This window comes from Thioalkalivibrio sp. AKL19, assembly GCF_000420165.1.
GTDB lineage: Bacteria > Pseudomonadota > Gammaproteobacteria > Ectothiorhodospirales > Ectothiorhodospiraceae > Thioalkalivibrio.
Map to the genome: position 1 here is coordinate 1 of NZ_ATUK01000005.1, position 19821 is coordinate 19821.

Genomic DNA, 19821 nt, shown 5'->3' on the forward strand with positions numbered 1-19821 from the left:
AGTAGTGTGCTGAGTTGTGTGCAGAAGCTGGCAGGAGGTGAGCGGCCATGGTATTCGGGCTGGTTAGCGACCACCGGAACCCCTCAAGGAGGGCGAGACCATGACCACTCACAAGAGCCAGGCTACTGCGGATCGCACGTCACTGCGAGCGCTATTGGGGACAGACGAGGAACTGATGCGCACGCTGGTGCGCGAGGCGGTCCAGCAGGTCCTGGAAGCCGAGATGAGCGACCAGCTCCAGGCGGCACCGGGGGAGCGCACCGAGGGCCGCCTGGGCTACCGGGCCGGGTACTACCCGCGCACCCTGATCACACGCGTGGGCAAGCTGGAGTTGCGGGTCCCCCGGGACCGCAACGGCCAGTTCTCCACCAGCCTGTTCGAGCGCTATCAGCGCTCGGAGAAGGCGCTGGTCTCGGCCCTGATGGAGATGTATGTCCAGGGCGTGTCGACGCGCAAGGTCAAGGCCATCACCGAGGAGTTGTGCGGTCACGGGTTCTCGGCCTCGGCGATCTCGACCATCAACCGGGGGCTGGACGGCCGCCTGGCGGAGTTCGCGTCGCGGCGCCTGGAGGAGCCCTGCCCCTATCTGATCCTGGACGCGCGCTACGAGAAGGTCCGCGAGGGCGGCGTGATCCGGTCCCAGGCGGTGCTGATTGCCATCGGTGTCAACTGGGAAGGCCGGCGTCAGGTGCTGGGGGTGGAGCTGGCCAGTCGCGAGAGCGCGAGCAGCTGGCGCGCCTTCCTGGAGCGGCTGCGCGAGCGCGGGCTGAACGGGGTCGAACTGGTGGTCAGCGACGAGCACGCAGGGCTGCGCCGGGCCATCCTGGAGATCCTCCCGGAAGCGGTATGGCAGCGCTGCTATGTGCACTTCCTGCGCAACGCCCTGGACCACCTGCCGCGCAAGGCCGACGACGACTGCCTGCAAGAGCTGCGCTGGCTCTACGACCGCCGGGATCTGACCGAGGCCCAGCGCGATCTGGCGGCCTGGCTGGAGCGCTGGCAGGCGAAGTATCCCCGCCTGTGCGACTGGGTGGAGGAGAACATCCAGGAGACCCTGACGTTCTACCGCCTGCCGCGGGCCCACCACAAGCACATGAAGAGCACCAACATGCTCGAGCGGCTGAACGAGGAGATTCGGCGCCGAACCCGAGTGGTCCGGATCTTCCCCAACACCCACAGCTGTCTACGTCTGGTGCGGGCTCTGGCCGTCGAAATCCACGAAGGCTGGCTGGAGGACAACCGCTACCTGAACATGGATCTGCTCAAAGAGCACAAGAAAATCCTGCTCCGGCAGGCCGAGGCCGCCTGAGCCATACCGACCAACCGAACATGGCCGACTCACTTCTGCACAACTTGACGCACACAACCTGAAAGTTGAGCCGGGCGACCCGCTGCCCCACAATTCCGGCGGACCCGGCGATGCGCTTGCGCGACCGGCCCTGGCCGCTGCCGGGGCGGCGGCCCGCGGGAGTGCCCCCCGTCTCCGTTCAACAAGGAGTCACCGATGCCAGCCACGACCTCGATCCACGGGCAATGGACAACCCGCCTGGCCTTCATTCTGGCGGCCACGGGCTCGGCTGTCGGCCTGGGCAATATCTGGCGCTTTCCCTATATCGCCGGCGAGAACGGAGGTGGGGCGTTTGTGCTCGTGTATCTGGGCTGCATCCTGCTGATCGGCCTGCCGGTGATGATGGCGGAGATCCTGCTGGGCCGGCGCGGGCGCCAGAGCCCGATCAATACCATGTCCGCTCTGGCGCGCGAGGAGGGGTTGACCCGTGCATGGGGCATGATCGGCTGGATCGGGGTGCTGGCCGGGTTCCTGATCCTGTCCTTCTACAGCGTGGTCGCGGGGTGGTCGCTGTCGTATGTCTTCAAGTCCGGGACCGGCGGCTTTCTCGGGCTGGATGCGGATGGCTCGGAGTCGATGTTCGGCAACATGCTGGCGGACCCCGAGGCCCTGCTGGCCTGGCACACGATCTTCATGGTGATGACCGCGATGGTGGTCGCGCGCGGGGTGCAGTCCGGCCTCGAGAAGGCGGTGACGATCCTGATGCCGCTGCTGTTCGTGATGCTGGTGGTGATGGTCGGCTACGCGATGGTCGAGGGGCAGTTCCTTGCCGGACTGGAGTTCCTGCTGTATCCGGACTTCTCCGCGCTGTCCGCCAACGCGGTGCTGCTGGCGATGGGCCAGGCCTTCTTCACGCTCAGCCTCGGCATGGGCGCGATCATGATCTACGGCAGCTACCTGCAGAGCGAGGCATCCATCGCACGGACCTCTGCGGCGGTCGTCGGCGCGGATACGCTGGTGGCCATCATGGCCGGCCTGGCGATCTTCCCCATCGTCCTCGGGGCCGGCCTGTCGGCCGAGCAGGGCCCGGGGCTGATCTTCGTGACCCTCCCGCTGGCGTTCGCCGACATGCCGGGCGGGCTGTACTTCGGCACCATGTTCTTCGTCCTGCTGGTGTTCGCGGCCTGGACCTCGGCGATCTCCATCATCGAGCCGGCGGTGGCCTTCCTGGTCGAGAATATGGGGCTGAGCCGGGTGATGGCGACCGCGATGATCGCCATCGGGGCCTGGTTCCTCGGGATCGGCGCATTGCTGTCGCTGAACGTCTGGTCCGACTACACCCTGTTCGACATGGGCATCCTGGACCTGCTGGATTACGTGACGGCCAACATCCTGCTGCCGATCGGCGGGTTCCTGATCGCGATCTTCGTCGGCTGGCGCATGACCGAGCGCTCGGTGCAGTCCGAGCTGCGCATGAAGCATCCGCTGCTGTACCAGGTCTGGTATTTCCTGGTGCGTTTCGTCGCGCCGGTCGCGATCCTGTTCGTCTTCCTGCGTGCGGTGGAGCTGATCTGATGGCCTCGAAGATTCGCCGCTACGCGGACGTCCCCTACACGCGCGAGCAGATGTTCAACCTGGTCAATGACGTCGACGCCTATCCGGAGTTCCTGCCGGGCTGTCGCAGCGCATCGGCGCGCCCGCGCGGCGAGCACGAGGTGGAGGGCACGATCGAACTGGCCAAGGGCGCGCTGCACAAGTCGTTTACCACCCGCAATACCCTGAAGCGCCCGGAGAGCATCGACATGCGCCTGGTCTCCGGGCCGTTCCGGCGGCTACACGGCACCTGGACCTTCTCCCAGGTCGAAGGCGGCAAGACCCGCATCGCCCTGGAACTGGAGTTCGAGTTCGCCAACCGCATCATGGCCTTCGCCATCGGCCCGGTGTTCAACCAGATCGCCAATTCGCTGGTGGATGCCTTCGTCCAGCGCGCACGCGAGGTTCACGGTGCCGGATAGTCACCTGGCGCCGGCCGCCGGGGACGGGATGATCCGGGTGGAGGTCGCCTACGCGCGGCCCGACCGCCAGGTGATCCTGCCGCTGGTGGTGCCCGAGGGTACGACGGTGGAGACCGCGCTGCGCCAGTCGGAGATCGAGCTGCAGTTCCCGGAGGTCGACCTGGATAACGCCAAGGTGGGGATCTTCGGCAAGATTACCCGCCGCGACACGGTGCTGCGCCCGCGCGATCGCATCGAGATCTACCGTCCGCTGATCGCGGACCCGAAGGAAGTGCGGCGCCAGCGCGCCGGGAAAGGTCGCAAGAAGAAGCCCGGAAAGGGCGATGCGGAGACCTCCGGCGCGTCGTCGAAGGATGCGCCGGGGGTCGATAACACGAAGGAGTAGAGACGTCGCTGGGCCCTGTTCGGGGCTCAGTCGTCGTCCATGTCCACCGGATGCTCGTCCAGTGCAACCGGCTGCGGGATATCAGCGTCCACGTGGCTGACCACGCCGTCGGCGAAGTGCACGGTGACCCGCTGGCGCTCGGTCGCGCCGAACCCCGGGCGGCGGTAGTAGACATAGTCCCAGCGCTCGTCGGCCCGGAAGGCGGGCTCCAGCTGGGGTGACCCCATCAGGAAGCGCACCTGCTGCGGGCTCATGCCGGGCTCGATCTGGGCCACTTGGGCGGGATCGATCACGTTGCCCTGCTGTACATCCAGACGGAACTGGTTGAGGCCGCCGCAGGCGCTCAGCAGGCTTGCGGCCACGGCGATAGAAATGAGAATCTTGATCATCTGAGCGGGCGGTCCTCGGCGTCTGGTGGGCCGTGAACGCGCATGGTACACCAAAGCGTCCCGCCACTCTCAAGCGGACGGGACCGGGAAGACGGGTCATGGAAACCAGCAATCTGAAGAAGGCCGGGCTCAAGGTCACGCTGCCGCGGATGAAGATCCTCGAGATCCTCGAGACTTCGGAGACTCGCCACCTCACGGCCGAGGCGATCTACCGCGAGTTGCTCGATTCCGGCGAGGAGATCGGTCTGGCCACGGTGTATCGCGTGCTGACCCAGTTCGAGGCGGCCGGCCTGGTCTGCCGCCTGCACCTGGAGGGCAACCAGGCGGTGTTCGAGCTCGAGCGGGGCGGGCACCATGACCATATCGTCTGCAACCAGTGCGGACGGGTCGAGGAGTTCTTCGACGAGACCATCGAACGGCGCCAGCGCGAGGTGGCGCAGCACCACGGCTTTGCCATCAAGGATCACGCGCTGGTCCTGTACGGCGACTGCACCGACAGCGTTTGTCCCCACCGCCCCGTCTGACCTCGCGCCTCTCGTAGTCTTTTCCCCAGCCGCACCGACGCGATGCACGCGGCGTGTGATGCGGACTCGCTCTCTGGCGCTATCTCGCTCAGTTGTGGCTGGCCCTGGTTCGGCACCTGGTGTTTACGTGCCTTCGTCGAGCCGCCTGCCCGGCGCTGACTCGCCAGCGCGCCCCGAGTGACTTCTTTGCTCGTGCAAAGAAGTCACCAAGAAACACGCCCGACTGCCGCGACCCCGGCCCGCTGCGCGGGCCGGGGTTTCCCTCGCTCCGAGGCTTTTCGCGGGCGGCGCTGAACTCGCTACGCCTTCGGCTCCGCTCAGACATCCAGCGCCTCTTCTCCCGCGAAAAGCCTCTCCACTCGGCGCGACGACAACGGGGGGGAAGGTCCAAACAAGGGCTATCCCAGCGTTCTTGCCAGTGGATGATGGCTAGGTCTTCGAGCATCTTCGGCACGCTCGGCTTGCGGCCATGGCGTGCCGCGCCCGCGTAGCGGGCGCCGGGGGCTCTCAGGTGGCAGTGCTTATTGTTGGGCAGCAATGTTGGGGTGGCGTCTGTTTTGACCTTCTCCTCCCGTATGGAGCCCCTTGCGGAAGGGTTCTCGGGCCGGGAGAAGGCGCTGGATGTCTGAGCGGAGCCGAAGGCGTAGCGAGTTCAGCGCCGCCGGCCCGAGGGCCCTGGAGCAAGGTTCCCGGGCGGAATCCGGGTGTCCTTCTTTGGGTCCTTTCTTGGACAAGCAAGAAAGGACCTCGCGGCGCGCTGGCGAGTCAGCGCTCGGCAGGCGGCCGGACGAAGGCACGTAAACACCAGGTGCCGAACCATGGCCTGCCACAGCAAGGCAGGTGGCGGACCGAAGGCACTGTAAACACCGGATGACGAACCGAGTCCGACGACCGGGGCAGGCGGTCGGGTGAAGCCTTGGTCAGGCGGACGCGTCGAGCTGCGCCGCGAAATGCGCCGGCGCAAAGCCGTCCTGCTGGTGCAGGTAGTTGGCCAGTTGCGCCGCAAAGTCAGTCGGGACGGAGCCCTGCACGGCCGGCATCTCGCGCAGCTGTTCCCAGCGCGCCGCCAGCTGCGGAAAGGCGTCGGCCTCCCACGGGCTGTCCGGATCCTCCAGCAGCGCATAACGCATCAGGATCGGGGCCAGGGTCGCGTCGATCAGCGAGAAGCTGGGCGCGGTCAGGCAGTCGTCCTGGGTCATCTGCTGTTCCAGGCGCTCCAGTCCGCGCGCGGCGGTGTGCCGCGCCTGCTCGAAGGCATCCTCGGTGGTGGCCGTCATCCAGTGGTACTGGGCGAAGGTCTGCTCCGAGAGGTACTCGATCCACGCCCGGGTGCGCGCCTGCTCCAGCGGCTCGGCCGGCATCAGCGCAGGTGGGGTAATGGCATCGATGTATTCGTTGATCACCGCCGACTCGAACAGTACGGTGTCGTGATCGACGATCAGCACCGGGACCTTGCCCAGCGGCGAGCGCGCGCGGAACCACTCCGGTGGGTCGGCCAGGTCGATCAGGCTCAGCTCGAACGGGGCCTGCTTGTATTTCAGCGTGATCACGCTACGCTGGACGAACGGACAAATGGCAAAGCTGATCAGGTGCAGATGCGGCAGATTCATGATGGTCTTCGGCGTCCACTGGCGGGGCAGGGCCCGGTCCGGGCGACTCCGGGACGCCGGTTCCTCGCTTGGAAAGATTGTGCATTGTCCTCCCTCGTGAAGGCGCGGGAAAGCCTTGGGCAAGGGTAGCGGCCACCACGAGGCGCCCAGCGCCGGTTTGCGGATCGACAAATGGCTTTGGGCCGCGCGTTTCTACAAGACGCGGGGCCTGGCCAGCGAGGCGGTGGGCGGAGGCAAGGTCCACGTCAACGGTGAGCGCTGCAAGCCGGCCCGGCGGGTACACCCCGGGGATCGGCTGACCATTCACCGCGGCCCGCAGGTCTGGGAGCTGGAGGTTGTCGAGCTGAACGACCAGCGCCGACCGGCGAGCGAGGCGCAGGCCCTGTACGAGGAAACCCCGGAGAGCCAGGCCCGGCGCGCAGCGGAAAGCGAGCGTCGCCGGGCCGAGCGCGCGGTTGCGGACAGTGCGCCCAGCCGCCGGCCGGACAAGCGCGAGCGGCGCAAGATTCGCCGCTTCATACGCCAGGATGGCAGTGACAGGAGCGGACCCGAGTGAGATCTCCCGAAGGCAGCAGCGCCCCCCCGGTGACCCCGCGAGTGGCCGTCGATCTGGTGATCCACCATCCGGCCCATCCCGGTCACGTGCTGGTCATCGAGCGGCGCAATCCCCCGCATGGCTGGGCCCTGCCGGGCGGCTTCGTCGATGTCGGCGAGTCCACCGAACAGGCCGCGGTGCGCGAGGCGCGTGAAGAGACCGGGCTGGAGGTCGGGCTGGAGGCCTTGCTGGGCGTCTACTCCGACCCGGACCGCGACCCGCGCGGGCATACCGTCAGCGCGGTCTACATTGCTCGTGGGCGGGGCGAGGCGAAGGCCGATGACGATGCCGCCGACTGTGCCTGGCTGGATCCGGAAGATCCCGGCCCGGTCCTGGCCTTCGACCACCGGCGCATCCTCGACGATTACCGGCGCTGGCGCCTGACTGGCGAAACCGCCGCGCCGCGTCCGGTGCGAAAAACGGGATGAATGCGGCCAAGCTGTTACCATACGGCGCTTTCGACCACCGCTACGGTATCGCGTGACAAAGGCTGACCCCGCAACCCCGTCCCATCCCGACCGCGAGCTGCCGGAACCGCGTGTCTACGCGCGCGAGGAGCACGGCATCTCGCGCGCGGCGATCGACGACAACGCGCTGAAGGTGCTTTATCGCCTGCGCGAGGCCGGTTACCGGGCGTGCCTTGTGGGCGGCGGCGTGCGCGACCTGCTGCTTGGGCGCGAGCCGAAAGACTTCGATGTCGCCACCGACGCCACCCCCGAGCAGGTGCGTGGCCTGTTCCGCAACTGCCGCCTGATCGGACGCCGCTTTCGTCTGGCGCATGTGCTGTTCGGGCGCGAGATGATCGAGGTCGCGACCTTCCGTGCGCCGCATGACGACGAGTCCGAGGACGAAGGCCAGGTCGCGCTCAGCGAGGAAGGCCGTATCCTGCGCGACAATCGCTACGGCACCATCGAGCAGGATGCGGTTCGCCGCGACTTCACCATCAACGCCCTGTATTACGACATCGAGGATTTCTCGGTGCTGGATTACACCGGGGGGTTCGAGGACCTGCGCGCGGGCGAGCTTCGCCTGATCGGGGACGACGTCGAGACCCGCCTGCGCGAAGACCCCGTGCGCATGCTGCGTGCGGTTCGCTTCGCCGCCAAGTTGGGTCTGACCATCGCGCCGGAGGTCGAGTCCGGCATCCTTGATCTCGCCTCGCTGATGCAGGCCGTGGCCCCGGCGCGGCTGTTCGACGAAGTGATCAAGCTGTTCCACAGCGGTGCGGCGGTCACCTGCCTGGACGAGCTGGAGCGCCTGGGCCTGTTCGAGCCGATGTTCCCCGAGGCCGCGGCCTGCTTCGCCGATCCGGACGTCGGCCCCGAGCGCCGCCAGTTCCTGGTCGAGTCGCTGCTGAATACCGACAAGCGCATCAACGAGGGCCTGGGCGTGAATCCGGCGTTCCTCTATGCGGCCATCCTCTGGGCCCCGGTGCAGGTAGCGGCGGCCAAGCGGATCGCGGCCGATGAACAGGAGATCCCGGCCTGGCAGCAGGCGATGGCCGAGGTGCTGGATCGCCAGGTGAAGACGGTCTCCATCCCCAAACGCTTCAGCCTGATCGTGCGCGAGATCTGGGAGCTGCAGGCGCGCCTGGAGCGCCATCGTGGCGGCCGCGCGCTGCGCCTGCTGACCCATCCTCGCTTCCGCGCCGGCTACGACTTTCTCTGCCTGCGGGCCCGCGCCGGCGATGCCGACCCCGAGCTGTGCCGCTGGTGGACCGAGATCCAGGAACAGGACGAGGCCGGGCAGAAGGCCATGGCGGGTGCCCCGGGCAAGGGCGCCAAGGGGGATGGAAAGACCGGCGCCAAGGGCAAATCACGCCGCGGCGGCCGGCGTCGCCGCCGGGGGCGCAAGGGCGGTGGCGGCGAGAACGGCGGCTCGGGCTCGAGCCCGGACGCGGGAGGTGGCGAATGAGCGCGGCCGACCACGGCGTGCAGGCCTTTGTCGGGATCGGCGCCAATCTGGGCGATCCCGAGGCCCAGGTGCGCGAATCCTTCGGCCGCCTGGCTCAGGCGCTGCCGAATACGCGCCTGACCGGCCGCTCGCGGCTGTTCCGCAACCCGCCGATGGGGCCGCAGGACCAGCCCGACTACGTGAACGCGGTCGCCCGTCTGCACACCCGGCTGGAGCCGCTGGACCTGCTGGCGGGGCTGCAGGCGATCGAGTGTGCCTGCGGGCGCGAGCGCGACGGCACCCGCTGGGGACCGCGCCTGCTGGATCTGGACCTGCTGCTGTTCGGCGACCAGTCCCTGGATCTTCCCGGGTTGCGGGTGCCGCATGCCGGCATTGCCGAGCGCGACTTCGTGATCCTGCCGTTGCTGGAGCTGGCGCCGGGTCTGCAAATCCCGGGCATGGGCCCGCTGGAGCTCTTGGCGCAGCGCTTTGACGGCGCGAGCCTGATCCCGATCGCGGAACCGGAGGCGAGCGTTTCGGCGGCGGAGGGTGGCGGATGAGCCTCGCCGATTTCGATTTCATCGCCGTGGAGGGCCCGATCGGGGTCGGCAAGTCCAGTCTGGCGAAGCGCCTGGCCGAGCACCTGCAGGCCGAAGGCATCTTCGAGGCCCCGGACGAGAACCCTTTTCTGGATCGCTTCTATCAGGAGCCGGACAAGCACGCCCTGGCGACCCAGCTGCACTTCCTGGTGCAGCGCGTGCGCCAACTGACGCCGGTGGCGCAGAAGGGCCTGTTCGAGCAGCGCCATGTATCCGACTACCTGATGGACAAGGACCCGCTGTTCGCCGAGCTGAACCTGCATCCGGACGAGCTGGAGATCTATCGCGAGATGTTCCGGCATCTGCGCGGGGGGCTGCCGCGCCCGGACCTGGTGGTTTACCTGCAGGCGCCGGTGGAGGTGCTGCAGGAACGCATTCGCCGCCGGGCGCGACCGTACGAACGTCACATCGAGGCCGGTTATCTGGAGCGGTTGAACGCCGCCTACGCGGAATTCTTCTATCATTTCGAAGGAGCGGCGCTCGTGATCGTGAACGCCACCGAGATCGACTGGGTGAACAACCCGGCCGACTTTGACCAGTTGGTGCAGTTCCTGGAGCCGATCCAGGGCGGGCGGCACTACTTCAACCCGTTGCCGATCTCGCTCTAGAGGGTGGCAATCCGGACTGTCCGGGAGGCATGAGCATGCGGCCGATTACCGTGAATACCCTGGCCCGGCGCAAGCAGGCGGGCGAGCCAATTGCCTGCCTCACCGCCTATGACGCGGCCTTCGCCGGGCTGCTGGATCGCTGCGGCGTCGACGTCATCCTGGTGGGCGATTCGCTGGGCATGGTGGTACAGGGCCACGCGACGACCCTGCCGGTGACACTGGACGACATGGTCTATCACGTCGCCAGCGTGGCGCGCGGCAGCGAGAACGCCCTGATCATGGCCGACATCCCGTTCCTGGGCGATGTCGATGCACCCACCGCGCTGGCACAGGCCGGGGCGCTGCTGCGGGCGGGGGCGCACATGGTCAAGGTCGAATGCGGCGCGTTCGAGGTCCCGGTGGTCGAGCGCCTGGTCGCCGCCGGCATCCCGGTCTGCGCCCACCTGGGGCTGACCCCGCAGGCGGTGCACCGCTTCGGCGGTCACCGGGTGCAGGGGCGCGACCCGAAGGCCGCGGCGGAGATGGAATGCCTGGCCGCACGCCTGGAGAACGCCGGGGCGCAGGCCCTGCTGCTGGAAGGCATCCCCGAGAGTCTCGCGGACGCCATCGTGCGCAGCGCCGGGGTGCCGGTGATCGGGATCGGAGCCAGCCCGCATTGTGACGGCCAGGTGCTGGTGCTGTCGGACGTGCTTGGCCTGACGCCCGAGCCGCCGCGTTTCGCGCGCGACTTCCTCGCCGAGGGGGGCTCCCTGGAGGGCGCGGTGCGCGCCTACTGCGAAGCCGTGCGGACGCGAGCCTTCCCCGAATCCGGCGTGCATACCTTCAGTTAAACGCACTTCCCGAAGGACGGACCCTGACCCATGAGAATCCTGCGTGATCGGCCGCAACTGGTGGCCATGCATCGAGAGTGGTCGCGCAAGGGGCGCGGTACCGTGGCCCTGGTGCCCACCATGGGCAACCTGCACGAAGGCCACATGACCCTGATCCGGCATGCCCGGGCGCGCGCCCAGCGGGTGGTGGTGTCGATCTTCGTGAACCCGCTGCAGTTCGACCGTGCCGAGGATCTGGAGCGGTATCCGCGCAGCCTGGAGGAGGATGCCCGTCTGGCGACTGATGCCGGCGTGGATGCACTGTTCTGTCCCAGCAACGAGGACATGTATCCAGACGATGGAGTGCCCCCGGTGCGCGTGGTCGTCCCGGTGCTGTCGGAGATCCTGGAGGGCGACTACCGCCCCGGGCATTTCGACGGCGTGGCGACCGTGGTGACCAAGCTGTTCAACCTGGTGCGCCCGGACCTGGCCCTGTTCGGCGAGAAGGACTTCCAGCAGTTCAAGCTGATCGAGCGCATGGTGCTGGGGCTGGATATCCCGACCCGGGTGGAGGCGATTCCCACGGTGCGCGAGCGGGACGGGCTGGCCTTTAGCTCCCGCAACCAGCAGCTGTCGGAAGAGGCACGGGCGGTGGCGCCGGAGCTCAAGCGGGTGCTGGACGAAGTGGCCATGGTATGCCGCACGGCGACCGTGTTCGACGCCGACCGCATCCCCGAGGTGGAGGGGCGTGCCTGCGACCGGCTGCGCGAGGCGGGGTTTGATCCCGAGTACCTGTCCATTCGTCGTGCGGAGGACCTGATGGAGCCACAAACCGGCGTGCCGCTGGCCGAGCAGGACCTCGTGGTCCTGAGCGCCGCCTGGCTGGACGAGGTCCGCCTGATCGACAACGTCCGCACCCGCACCGACTGACTCTGCCGGTTTCGGCTACCACGCAGCGCACGAAGACACGAAGAAATTCAAGGGTTCTCCACAGGAAGACGGGAAGGTTCAAGGGTGAGGATGGTGCTGCAGGGCGCTGACAATCGGTAACGTTCTTGCTGGTCCCCGAACGCCGGAGCCATTCCTGTTTTGCCACTCGTTCTGTCTTCCAGCCTTCCTGTAAATCGCCCTTGAAGTTCTTCGTGCCTTCGGGCGCTGCGAGGTGAAAAAACCATCGACGCGAAGAGGCGGGTTTGCCGTAGCCGCCTGGATCGCGGATAATTTTTCGCCCTTCCGAGGTACAAGCCGGGAATTCGCCGTATGGTTGTCACTATGCTCAAAGGCAAGCTGCATCAGGGCCGGGTCACGCATTGCGAGCTGGAGTACGAAGGCTCCTGTGCGATCGACACGCGCCTGCTGGAGGCCGCTGGTATCCTGCCGTTCGAGCAGATCCAGATCTACAACGTCGACAACGGCGAGCGCTTCACCACCTACGCGATCGAGGGCGAGGCCGGATCCGGGATCATCTCGGTCAACGGCGCTGCGGCACACAAGGCGGCGGTGGGTCATCGCGTGATCATCTGCGCCTACGCCCAGATGGAGGCCGCCGAGGCCCGCGAATTCACCCCCGATCTGGTCTATCTCGACGCCGGCAATCGGATCATCCGCACCGGTCACGGGATCCCGGTCCAGGCCGCCTGATTCCCCATCCCCTCGCGCGCGCCCTTCCCGCAGTTGTCGGGCCGGGGGCGCGCCGCTATCCTCGACGCCCATGAATCTCCACGAATTTCAGGCCAAGGCGCGCTTCCGCGATGCCGGCATCCCGGTTCCCGATGGCCAGGTGATCACGTCTCCGGATGAACTCCCTTCCGCGTGGCAGGCCCTGGGTGCCGAGCGCGTGCTGGTCAAGGCCCAGGTCCACTCGGGCGGTCGCGGCAAGGCCGGTGGCGTAGTGATGACGGATTCCGCCCCGGGCGCCCGCGAGGCGGCGGACAAGCTGCTGGGCTCGCGTCTGGTGACCGGCCAGAGCGGTCCCGAGGGGCTGCCGGTGGACCAGCTGCTGCTGGAGCCGGCGGCGGACATCGCACGCGAGTTCTATTTCGCGATGCTGGTGGATCGTTCGCGCGAGCGCCTGGCACTAGTGGTCTCCGCCGAGGGCGGCATGGATATCGAGACCCTGGCGGCGGAGCGCCCCGAGGCCGTGGTGACCCTGCCGATCCATCCGGCCACCGGCGTGATGCCCTTCCACGGCCGCCGGGTCGCCGCCACCCTGGGTCTGTCCGGCGACGCGGCGAAGGCGATGGCGCAGCTGGTGACCAATGCCCATGCCCTGTTCCAGCAGCTCGACGCGCAGCTCCTCGAGATCAACCCGCTGGTGCTGACTGGGGACGACCGGCTGCTGGCGATCGACGCCAAGCTGACCATCGACGACTCCGCGGCCTACCGCCAGAAGGCGCTGTTCGCGGAGCGCGATGTGCGCCAGCGCGACCCCGCCGAGGAACAGGCGCACGAGCACGACCTCAACTACATCCGCCTGGACGGCTCGATCGGCTGCATGGTCAACGGCGCCGGGCTGGCAATGGCGACCATGGATCTGATCCAGCATCACGGCGGGTCGCCGGCCAACTTCCTCGATGTGGGCGGTGGCACCACGGTGGAACGGGTGACCGCGGCCTTCAAGCTGATCCTGTCGGATGCCTCGGTGGAGGCCGTACTGGTGAATATCTTTGGCGGCATCGTGCGCTGCGACCTGATCGCCGAGGGCATCATCGCCGCGATCCGCGAGGTACAGGTCCAGGTGCCGGTGGTGGTGCGCCTGGAGGGCACCAACGCCGACCAGGGCCGCGCCGCGCTGGCCAACTCCGGCCTGGACGTGATCCCGGCCTCCGATCTGGACGCGGCGGCGCGCGCCGTGGTGGAGGCCGTGGCATGAGCATCCTCGTCGACCGCGATACGAAGGTGATCTGCCAGGGCTTCACCGGCAAGCAGGGCAGTTTTCATTCCGAACAGGCCATCGCCTACGGCACCCGCCTGGTGGGTGGCGTGACGCCCGGCAAGGGCGGCCAGACGCACCTCGACCGGCCGGTGTTCGACACCGTCGCCGATGCGGTGGCGAAGACCGGTGCCACCGTCAGCATGATCTACGTCCCTGCACCGTTCGCGGCGGACGCGATCTGCGAGGCGGCGGACGCCGGGATCGAGCTCGCCGTTTGTATTACCGAGGGCATCCCGGTGCAGGACATGGTGCGGATCAAACAGGTACTGGCCGGGAGCCCCACACGCCTGATCGGTCCGAACTGCCCAGGTATCATCACCCCGGATGCCTGCAAGGTCGGGATCATGCCCGGCTACATCCACAGTCGTGGGCGCATCGGCATCATCTCGCGCTCGGGCACCCTCACCTACGAGGCGGTCAAGCAGACCTCGGACCTCGGGCTCGGTCAGAGCACCTGTGTGGGCATCGGCGGTGACCCGATCCAGGGCCTCGACTTTGTCGGCTGCCTGCGCCTGTTCCGCGATGACCCGGAGACCGACGGCGTGCTGATGGTGGGCGAGATCGGCGGTGATGCCGAGGAACGCGCCGCACGTTACATCGCGGACGAATTCGACAAGCCGATAGCCGCCTATATTGCCGGCGCCACGGCCCCCCCGGGGCGGCGCATGGGTCATGCCGGCGCGATCATCGCCGGTGGCCAGGGTACCGCGGAGCAGAAGATGACGGCCCTGCGCGAGGCCGGCGCGACCGTGGCGGAGAGCCCGGCCGAGCTGGGCGCCGCGATGCAGTCCGCGCTCGCCCGCGCCTGAGTCGCCGATGACCCCTGACCAGCCCCTGCGTCTGGCCCTGGCCCAGATCAACCCCGTGGTGGGCGGGCTGGACGACAACCGTCACCGGATCCTCGAGGCGATCGAGCAGGCCCGTGCCGGCGGCGCCCGCGCGGTGGTTTTCCCCGAACTCGCGGTCACCGGCTATCCCCCCGAGGACCTGCTGCTGCGCCCGGCCTTTCTGCTGGGTGTGGAGCGCGCGGTAGTTGCGATCACCAAGGCGGTCCGGGGCATCGACGTCATCCTGGGAGCCCCGGTGCGCAGCGACGCCGGCCTGATCAACGCGGCCCTGTGGCTGCGCGACGGGGCCTGTATCGCGCGCTACGCCAAGCAGGTCCTGCCCAACTATTCGGTCTTCGACGAGCAGCGCTATTTTGTCGCCGGCGATGCCCCCTGCGTGGTCGAGCTGGATGGCTGGCAGATCGGGCTGACCGTCTGCGAGGACATCTGGCAACCGGGTCCGGCGGCCGGGGCGCAGGCTGCCGGGGCCGAGCTCCTGCTGAATCTCAACGCCTCGCCCTACCACCGCGGCAAGGCCGAGGAACGCCTGCAGGTGGTCGGAGCGCGGGTGGCCGAGACCGGCTGTCCGGTGGTCTACGTGAACCAGGTGGGCGGGCAGGACGAACTGGTGTTCGATGGCCGCTCGTTCGTGCACGACCCGGTCAACGGGGCCCGCGCCGTACTGCCCGCCTGGGCCACCGGCCAGGGCCAGGTAGAGGCGACTCGCAGTGCGCAGGGGCCGGTCCTGCGGTCCCGCGACGAGCACATGCATCTGTCCGCCTGCGGCATGCTTCCGACCCTGACCGACCCCGGCCCGGAACCGGACGAGGCGGACGCCCGTGACCTCTATCAGGCGCTGATGATCGGCATCCGTGACTACGTGGCCAAGAACGGTTTCCCCGGCGTTTTGCTGGGTCTGTCCGGTGGGATCGACTCCGGGCTGACCGCGGCCCTGGCGACGGATGCGCTGGGCCCGGCGGCGGTGACCGCGGTGATGATGCCCTATCGTTACACTGCCTCGATGAGCATCGAGGATGCGGAGGAGCAGGCGCGTCTTCTGGGCCTCGAATACCACGAGATCGCCATCGAGCCGATGGTGGAGAGCTTCATGGCCGGGCTGGGGGATGCCCTGGCGGCCTACCCGGCCGGGGCGGGGGATGTGACCGAACAGAACCTGCAGGCGCGCGCCCGCGGCGTGCTGCTGATGGCGCTGTCCAACCGCAGCGGCAAGTTGCTGCTGGCCACCGGCAACAAGTCCGAGATGGCAGTGGGCTATGCCACGCTGTACGGCGACATGAACGGCGGTTTCGCCCCGCTGAAGGATGTCTCCAAGCAGTGGGTGTATCGCCTGGCGCGCTGGCGCAACACGCGCGGGGCGGCGATTCCGGAGCGGGTGATCGAGCGCCCGCCCAGCGCCGAGCTGGCGCCGGACCAGCAGGACGTTGACTCGCTGCCACCGTACGACGTGCTGGATGCGATCCTCGAGGCCTTCGTCGAGCAGGAACAGTCGGTGGCCGAGATCGTCGAGCAGGGCTTCGATCGGCCCACGGTGGAGCGCATCGCGCGCATGGTGTTCATCGCCGAATACAAGCGCCGCCAGGCCGCGCCGGGGGTACGGGTCAGCCCGCGCGCCTTCGGCCGCGACCGGCGCTACCCGATTACCTCGGGCTACCGCCCCGACTGATCCGCCCCGGCGCATTTTTTGGGTTGACCACGAAGCCACGAAGAAGGTCAAGGACGGTTCACAGGAAGACAGGAAGTACCGAAGGTTCTGAATGGGGTGTCCCGGGGTGCGGTCTTCGGGCCCCGACAATACTGGCTCGGCGCCTCGCTCCGGCCGACGTATCCGGAACGGCGGCATGTTGCGGACCGGAAAGGACTTCCGCGATCAACCACAGGCCCTCTTCCAGCCTTCCCGTCTTCCTGTTAAACGCCCTTGATCTGGCCCTTCTCCGTGCGCGTCGTGGTGAATCCACGGTAGCGTCGAGTGCTGCGGGGAGGCGGGGACCACAGCGCAGCGCCGGGGGTTTGATACACTTCCGGATGTGAGACAAGCGCCCGCGCAGCGGGCTCAACCAAAGGGATTCGCATGAAGAAGATCGAGGCGATCATCAAGCCGTTCAAGCTGGAAGATGTCCGCGAGGCCCTGACCGAGATGGGCATTGCCGGGATGACCGCGACCGAGGTCCAGGGCTTCGGGCGCCAGAAGGGCCACACCGAGCTCTACCGGGGCGCGGAATACGTGGTCGACTTCCTGCCCAAGGTGAAGCTGGAACTGGTGGTGGACGACGACCGCGTTGATCCCTGCATTGATGCCATCGTGAAGGCCTCACGCACCGGCAAGATCGGGGACGGCAAGATCTTCGTGTCCGATATGTCGCGCGTGGTCCGCATCCGCACCGGCGAAGAGGGCAGCGAAGCCCTCTGAGCGGCCTTCTTCCGGCGCCGCTTGGGCTGCTGCGAGGACACAAACAAGGTCAAGAGCGGCTTACAGGAAGGTTGGAAGATGAGAAGAAATTCTCGATTGGCTAAGCGTCGATAATCGCGAGGCTGCCCTGTCCCTCTTCCGATCTTCCCGACTTCCTGTAGATAGATGCTCTTTCCTTCGTGCGCTTCGTGGTGGACTGAACGAACGCCAGAAGAAGCTTAGTTCGTCAGGAAGGGGATGCGGTCCATCACGCGCCACAGACCGCGGCGTTCCTCGCCTTCCAGTTCCACCGGTTCGCCGGCGCGCACGGCCACGGCGGCATCCGGGTAGTTCAGTTCCAGCACGGTCATGGTGTTCTCGGCGTGGTCGTCCAGGCCAAGTTCGGTGTAGGCGCGATGCAGCACGGCGAGGGCCTTCGGCATCACCTCGGCGCCCGGGTAGGTGGCGACCACGTTGCGGGCGCGCTGGGCCGCGGCGACCCAGGCGGTGCGTTCCATGTAGAACTCCGCCACGCGCAGCTCGTAGGCGGCCAGTGCATTGCGGATGTAGATCATGCGCTGGTAGGAGTCCGGGGCGTAGCGGCTGTCCGGGAATTCGCGGATCAGGCGGTCGAAGTCCTGGAAGGCCTGGTCGAAGGGTTCCGGGTCCATCTCGGCCGGGTCGCGCGGGAACAGGTTGGCGAGAAAGCCCTGCTGGCGGTTGAAGTTGATCAGCCCGCGCAGGTAGTACGCATAATCGAGGTTCGGATGCCGCGGGTTCAGCTGCACGAAGCGGTCCACGGCCGCCAGGGCGGGCTCCGGCTCGCCGGCCTTGTAATAGGCGTAGGGGATCTCGATCTGCGCCTGCTGGGCGTAGCGCCCGAACGGGTAGCGCGCCTCGAGTTTTTCGTAGTATTCGACGGCCTGATCGTAGTTGCCCTCGTTCAGGGCATTCTTGGCCTCGCCGTAGAGTTGACTGGCGGACCAGCCGAGCGTGGGGTCTTCGCGCCCGGCACAGCCGGCGGCCACGAGCGCCACGATCAGAACGACGAGCAGGCGCGACAGGTGCGGGACAGAAATCACGGCGAGGCCTCACAGATGAACCGAAGTGCAGGGATTCTACAACATCAGGCCCCGGTGGCGACGAGCGGGAGGCCGCGCAATGGGTGAACCGCGCGAGGCCTGCCTGTCGGAAGAAGCGGCGGGACAACGTCTGGATGCCGCCCTGGCGCGGCTGTTCCCGGAGTATTCGCGCAGCCAGCTGACGCAGTGGCTGAAGGAGGGCGCGTTGCGGGTGGACGGCGGCTCGCCCCGGCCGCGCACGCCGGTGCGCGGTGGCGAGCGGGTGGAACTGATCGCGCCGGAGGCCCCGGTGCTGGAGGCGCAGCCCGAGGCCATTGCGCTGGATGTCCTCTACGAGGACGCTGCGGTGCTGGTGATCAACAAGCCGGCGGGGCTGGTGGCCCACCCGGCGGCCGGGCATCGCGACGGCACACTGGTCAACGCCCTGCTGCACCACGCGCCGGAACTGGCGCAGTTGCCGCGCGCGGGCGTGGTCCACCGCCTGGACAAGGACACCACCGGATTGATGGTGGTCGCGCGTACCCCGGAGGCGCAGACCGCCCTGGTGCGCCAGTTGCAGGCGCGCAGCGTGCACCGTGAGTACCGCGCGCTGGTCCAGGGTCGGGTGATCAGCGGTGCCACCATCGAGGAGCCGATCGGGCGCCATCCGGTGGATCGCAAGCGCCAGGCGGTGACCGGCGGTGGCAAGCCCGCGGTCACGCATTACCGCGTGGCCGAACGCTTCCCCGCCCATACCCTGCTGAACGTGCGTCTGGAGACCGGCCGCACTCATCAGATCCGCGTACACATGGCGCATATCCGCCACCCGATCGTGGGCGACCTGACCTACGGCGGACGCCCACGCCCGGTCAAGGGCATGGGGGAGGCGGCCAAAGCCACGGTGGCGTCTTTCAAGCGCCAGGCACTGCACGCAGCGCGCCTGGAGTTCGAACATCCGGAGAGCGGTGAACCCTGCGCGTTCGAGGCCCCGCTACCGGAGGACTTCGAGGGTCTGCTTGCAGCCCTGCGCGCCGATGCCCGGGAGACCGGTGATGCCTGAGGCCCTGCCCCTGCTGGCGCCGTCCCCCGGCGAACTGCCGGCCGGCGTGCGCGCGGTCCAGACCACGCGGGTGGGCGGCGTTAGTACCGGCCCCTGGGCCGCGCTGAACCTGGCGCTGCACACTGGTGATGACCCGGAACATGTAGTCGAGAATCGGAGGCGGCTGGAACAGGACCTGGGTCTGACCGCGCCGATCGTGTGGCCGCGCCAGGTGCACGGTACCGGCGTGATCACTGCCGACACCCTGCACGCGGCGCTGGAGGCCGGCGACGCGGCCGAGGCCGATGCGGTGGTCAGCGGTCAGCCTGGGGTCGTCTGTGCGGTGCAAACCGCCGACTGCCTGCCGGTGGTGCTGGCGACCGCCGATGGCGCGGCGGTGGGGGTGGCGCATGCCGGCTGGCGCGGGCTGGCCGACGGGGTGCTGGAGGCTACCGTGGAGGCCCTGCAGACGCTGCGTCCGGGGTTGCCGATCCAGGCCTGGATGGGGGCGGCCATTGGCCCTGCGGCCTTCGAGGTCGGCCCCGAGGTGCGCGAGGTCTTTGTCGCGCACGACCCGGGGGCCGTCGCCGCGTTTTGCCCCGGCGCCGAGGGCCGCCTGCTGGCGGATCTCTACTTGCTGGCCCGGCAGCGCCTGCAGCGGGTCGGAGCGGCGCAGGTCGCCGGTGGCGGGCGCTGCACCTTCACCGAGGCGGAGACCTTCTATTCCTATCGCCGCGACGGCGAGACCGGCCGCATGGGCACGCTCGTCTGGGTTGACCCCGACCACCTGCGATAACCCCGACGCTCGGTCCGGCGCGACGGTTGCCCATGGAGATC

General features: G+C 67.9%; 22 protein-coding genes and 1 pseudogene. 20 read left to right on the top strand and 3 right to left on the bottom strand.

Annotated features, from left to right (window positions below; genetic code table 11):
- Positions 1–100 precede the first annotated feature (100 nt).
- The 4 genes from F817_RS0101605 (at position 101) to F817_RS0101620 (ending at position 3688) form a co-directional block, all read left to right on the top strand.
- The gene (locus F817_RS0101605) at positions 101–1309 is read left to right on the top strand and encodes an IS256 family transposase (RefSeq protein WP_024325948.1); all 1209 of its coding nucleotides are present in this window, start codon (positions 101–103) and stop codon (positions 1307–1309) included.
- 195 nt (positions 1310–1504) lie between these two features.
- The gene (locus F817_RS0101610) at positions 1505–2863 is read left to right on the top strand and encodes a sodium-dependent transporter (RefSeq protein WP_024326007.1); all 1359 of its coding nucleotides are present in this window, start codon (positions 1505–1507) and stop codon (positions 2861–2863) included.
- On the top strand, positions 2863–3303 hold the full coding sequence (locus F817_RS0101615) for a type II toxin-antitoxin system RatA family toxin (protein WP_024326008.1): 441 nt from the start codon (positions 2863–2865) through the stop codon (positions 3301–3303). Before F817_RS0101610 ends, F817_RS0101615 begins: the two co-directional genes overlap by 1 nt.
- 28 nt (positions 3304–3331) lie before the next feature.
- Positions 3332–3688, top strand: a complete 357-nt coding sequence (locus F817_RS0101620; RefSeq protein WP_051132315.1) for an RnfH family protein — start codon at positions 3332–3334, stop codon at positions 3686–3688.
- A 26-nt stretch (positions 3689–3714) separates the two neighbouring features.
- On the opposite strand, the gene F817_RS0101625 is transcribed toward F817_RS0101620, so the two are convergent.
- On the bottom strand, positions 3715–4077 hold the full coding sequence (locus F817_RS0101625) for an outer membrane protein assembly factor BamE (protein ID WP_024326010.1): 363 nt from the start codon (positions 4075–4077) through the stop codon (positions 3715–3717).
- A 98-nt stretch (positions 4078–4175) separates the two neighbouring features.
- Here F817_RS0101625 and fur point away from each other — a divergent pair, with 98 nt between their 5' ends.
- Together fur and F817_RS14800 are read left to right on the top strand one after the other, a co-directional pair.
- The gene (fur, locus tag F817_RS0101630) at positions 4176–4601 is read left to right on the top strand and encodes a ferric iron uptake transcriptional regulator (RefSeq protein WP_024326011.1); all 426 of its coding nucleotides are present in this window, start codon (positions 4176–4178) and stop codon (positions 4599–4601) included.
- A 422-nt stretch (positions 4602–5023) separates the two neighbouring features.
- A pseudogene (locus F817_RS14800) lies at positions 5024–5230 on the top strand (hypothetical protein).
- Between the two features lie 291 nt (positions 5231–5521).
- Here the strand turns inward: F817_RS14800 and F817_RS0101640 are convergent.
- Positions 5522–6211 (bottom strand): glutathione S-transferase family protein, encoded by a 690-nt coding sequence (locus F817_RS0101640; RefSeq protein ID WP_024326012.1) that lies wholly within the window; start codon positions 6209–6211, stop codon positions 5522–5524.
- 115 nt (positions 6212–6326) lie between these two features.
- On the opposite strand from F817_RS0101640, the gene F817_RS0101645 reads away from it, so the two are divergent.
- The 12 genes from F817_RS0101645 to F817_RS0101700 all read left to right on the top strand — a co-directional run bounded on the left by F817_RS0101645 (position 6327) and on the right by F817_RS0101700 (position 16905).
- Positions 6327–6767: an RNA-binding S4 domain-containing protein gene (locus F817_RS0101645; protein WP_024326013.1), complete on the top strand. Its 441-nt coding sequence runs from the start codon at positions 6327–6329 to the stop codon at positions 6765–6767.
- Positions 6764–7234 (top strand): NUDIX hydrolase, encoded by a 471-nt coding sequence (locus tag F817_RS0101650; RefSeq protein ID WP_024326014.1) that lies wholly within the window; start codon positions 6764–6766, stop codon positions 7232–7234. The genes F817_RS0101645 and F817_RS0101650 overlap by 4 nt, the downstream gene beginning before the upstream one ends.
- A gap of 52 nt (positions 7235–7286) precedes the next feature.
- Positions 7287–8720, top strand: a complete 1434-nt coding sequence (gene pcnB, locus F817_RS0101655) for a polynucleotide adenylyltransferase PcnB (protein WP_024326015.1) — start codon at positions 7287–7289, stop codon at positions 8718–8720.
- Entirely contained in the window at positions 8717–9259 is a 543-nt protein-coding gene (folK, locus tag F817_RS0101660) for a 2-amino-4-hydroxy-6-hydroxymethyldihydropteridine diphosphokinase (RefSeq protein ID WP_024326016.1), read from the top strand. The genes pcnB and folK overlap by 4 nt, the downstream gene beginning before the upstream one ends.
- A complete protein-coding gene (locus tag F817_RS0101665) occupies positions 9256–9906 on the top strand; it encodes a deoxynucleoside kinase (RefSeq protein WP_024326017.1) in 651 nt (216 codons plus the stop codon). The genes folK and F817_RS0101665 overlap by 4 nt, the downstream gene beginning before the upstream one ends.
- A gap of 35 nt (positions 9907–9941) precedes the next feature.
- Positions 9942–10736 carry a 3-methyl-2-oxobutanoate hydroxymethyltransferase gene (gene panB / locus F817_RS0101670; RefSeq protein ID WP_024326018.1) on the top strand — a complete coding sequence of 265 codons (795 nt, stop codon included), beginning with the start codon at positions 9942–9944 and terminating at the stop codon, positions 10734–10736.
- A 30-nt stretch (positions 10737–10766) separates the two neighbouring features.
- Positions 10767–11645, top strand: a complete 879-nt coding sequence (gene panC, locus F817_RS0101675; protein ID WP_024326019.1) for a pantoate--beta-alanine ligase — start codon at positions 10767–10769, stop codon at positions 11643–11645.
- Positions 11646–11975: 330 nt separating this feature from the next.
- On the top strand, positions 11976–12356 hold the full coding sequence (panD, locus tag F817_RS0101680; protein WP_024326020.1) for an aspartate 1-decarboxylase: 381 nt from the start codon (positions 11976–11978) through the stop codon (positions 12354–12356).
- 70 nt (positions 12357–12426) lie between these two features.
- The gene (gene sucC / locus F817_RS0101685) at positions 12427–13587 is read left to right on the top strand and encodes an ADP-forming succinate--CoA ligase subunit beta (protein WP_024326021.1); all 1161 of its coding nucleotides are present in this window, start codon (positions 12427–12429) and stop codon (positions 13585–13587) included.
- A complete protein-coding gene (gene sucD, locus F817_RS0101690) occupies positions 13584–14459 on the top strand; it encodes a succinate--CoA ligase subunit alpha (RefSeq protein ID WP_024326022.1) in 876 nt (291 codons plus the stop codon). The genes sucC and sucD overlap by 4 nt, the downstream gene beginning before the upstream one ends.
- 7 nt (positions 14460–14466) lie before the next feature.
- Positions 14467–16161, top strand: coding sequence for an NAD+ synthase (locus F817_RS0101695; RefSeq protein ID WP_024326023.1), 1695 nt, complete (start codon positions 14467–14469; stop codon positions 16159–16161).
- 405 nt (positions 16162–16566) lie between these two features.
- On the top strand, positions 16567–16905 hold the full coding sequence (locus F817_RS0101700; RefSeq protein WP_017940393.1) for a P-II family nitrogen regulator: 339 nt from the start codon (positions 16567–16569) through the stop codon (positions 16903–16905).
- A gap of 218 nt (positions 16906–17123) precedes the next feature.
- On the opposite strand, the gene F817_RS0101705 is transcribed toward F817_RS0101700, so the two are convergent.
- On the bottom strand, positions 17124–17966 hold the full coding sequence (locus tag F817_RS0101705) for an outer membrane protein assembly factor BamD (protein ID WP_024326024.1): 843 nt from the start codon (positions 17964–17966) through the stop codon (positions 17124–17126).
- Positions 17967–18045: 79 nt separating this feature from the next.
- Between F817_RS0101705 and rluD the strand changes: the two genes are divergently transcribed.
- Together rluD and pgeF are read left to right on the top strand one after the other, a co-directional pair.
- A complete protein-coding gene (gene rluD / locus F817_RS0101710; protein ID WP_024326025.1) occupies positions 18046–19005 on the top strand; it encodes a 23S rRNA pseudouridine(1911/1915/1917) synthase RluD in 960 nt (319 codons plus the stop codon).
- Positions 18998–19780: a peptidoglycan editing factor PgeF gene (pgeF, locus tag F817_RS0101715; protein ID WP_024326026.1), complete on the top strand. Its 783-nt coding sequence runs from the start codon at positions 18998–19000 to the stop codon at positions 19778–19780. Before rluD ends, pgeF begins: the two co-directional genes overlap by 8 nt.
- Positions 19781–19821: the final 41 nt, after the last annotated feature.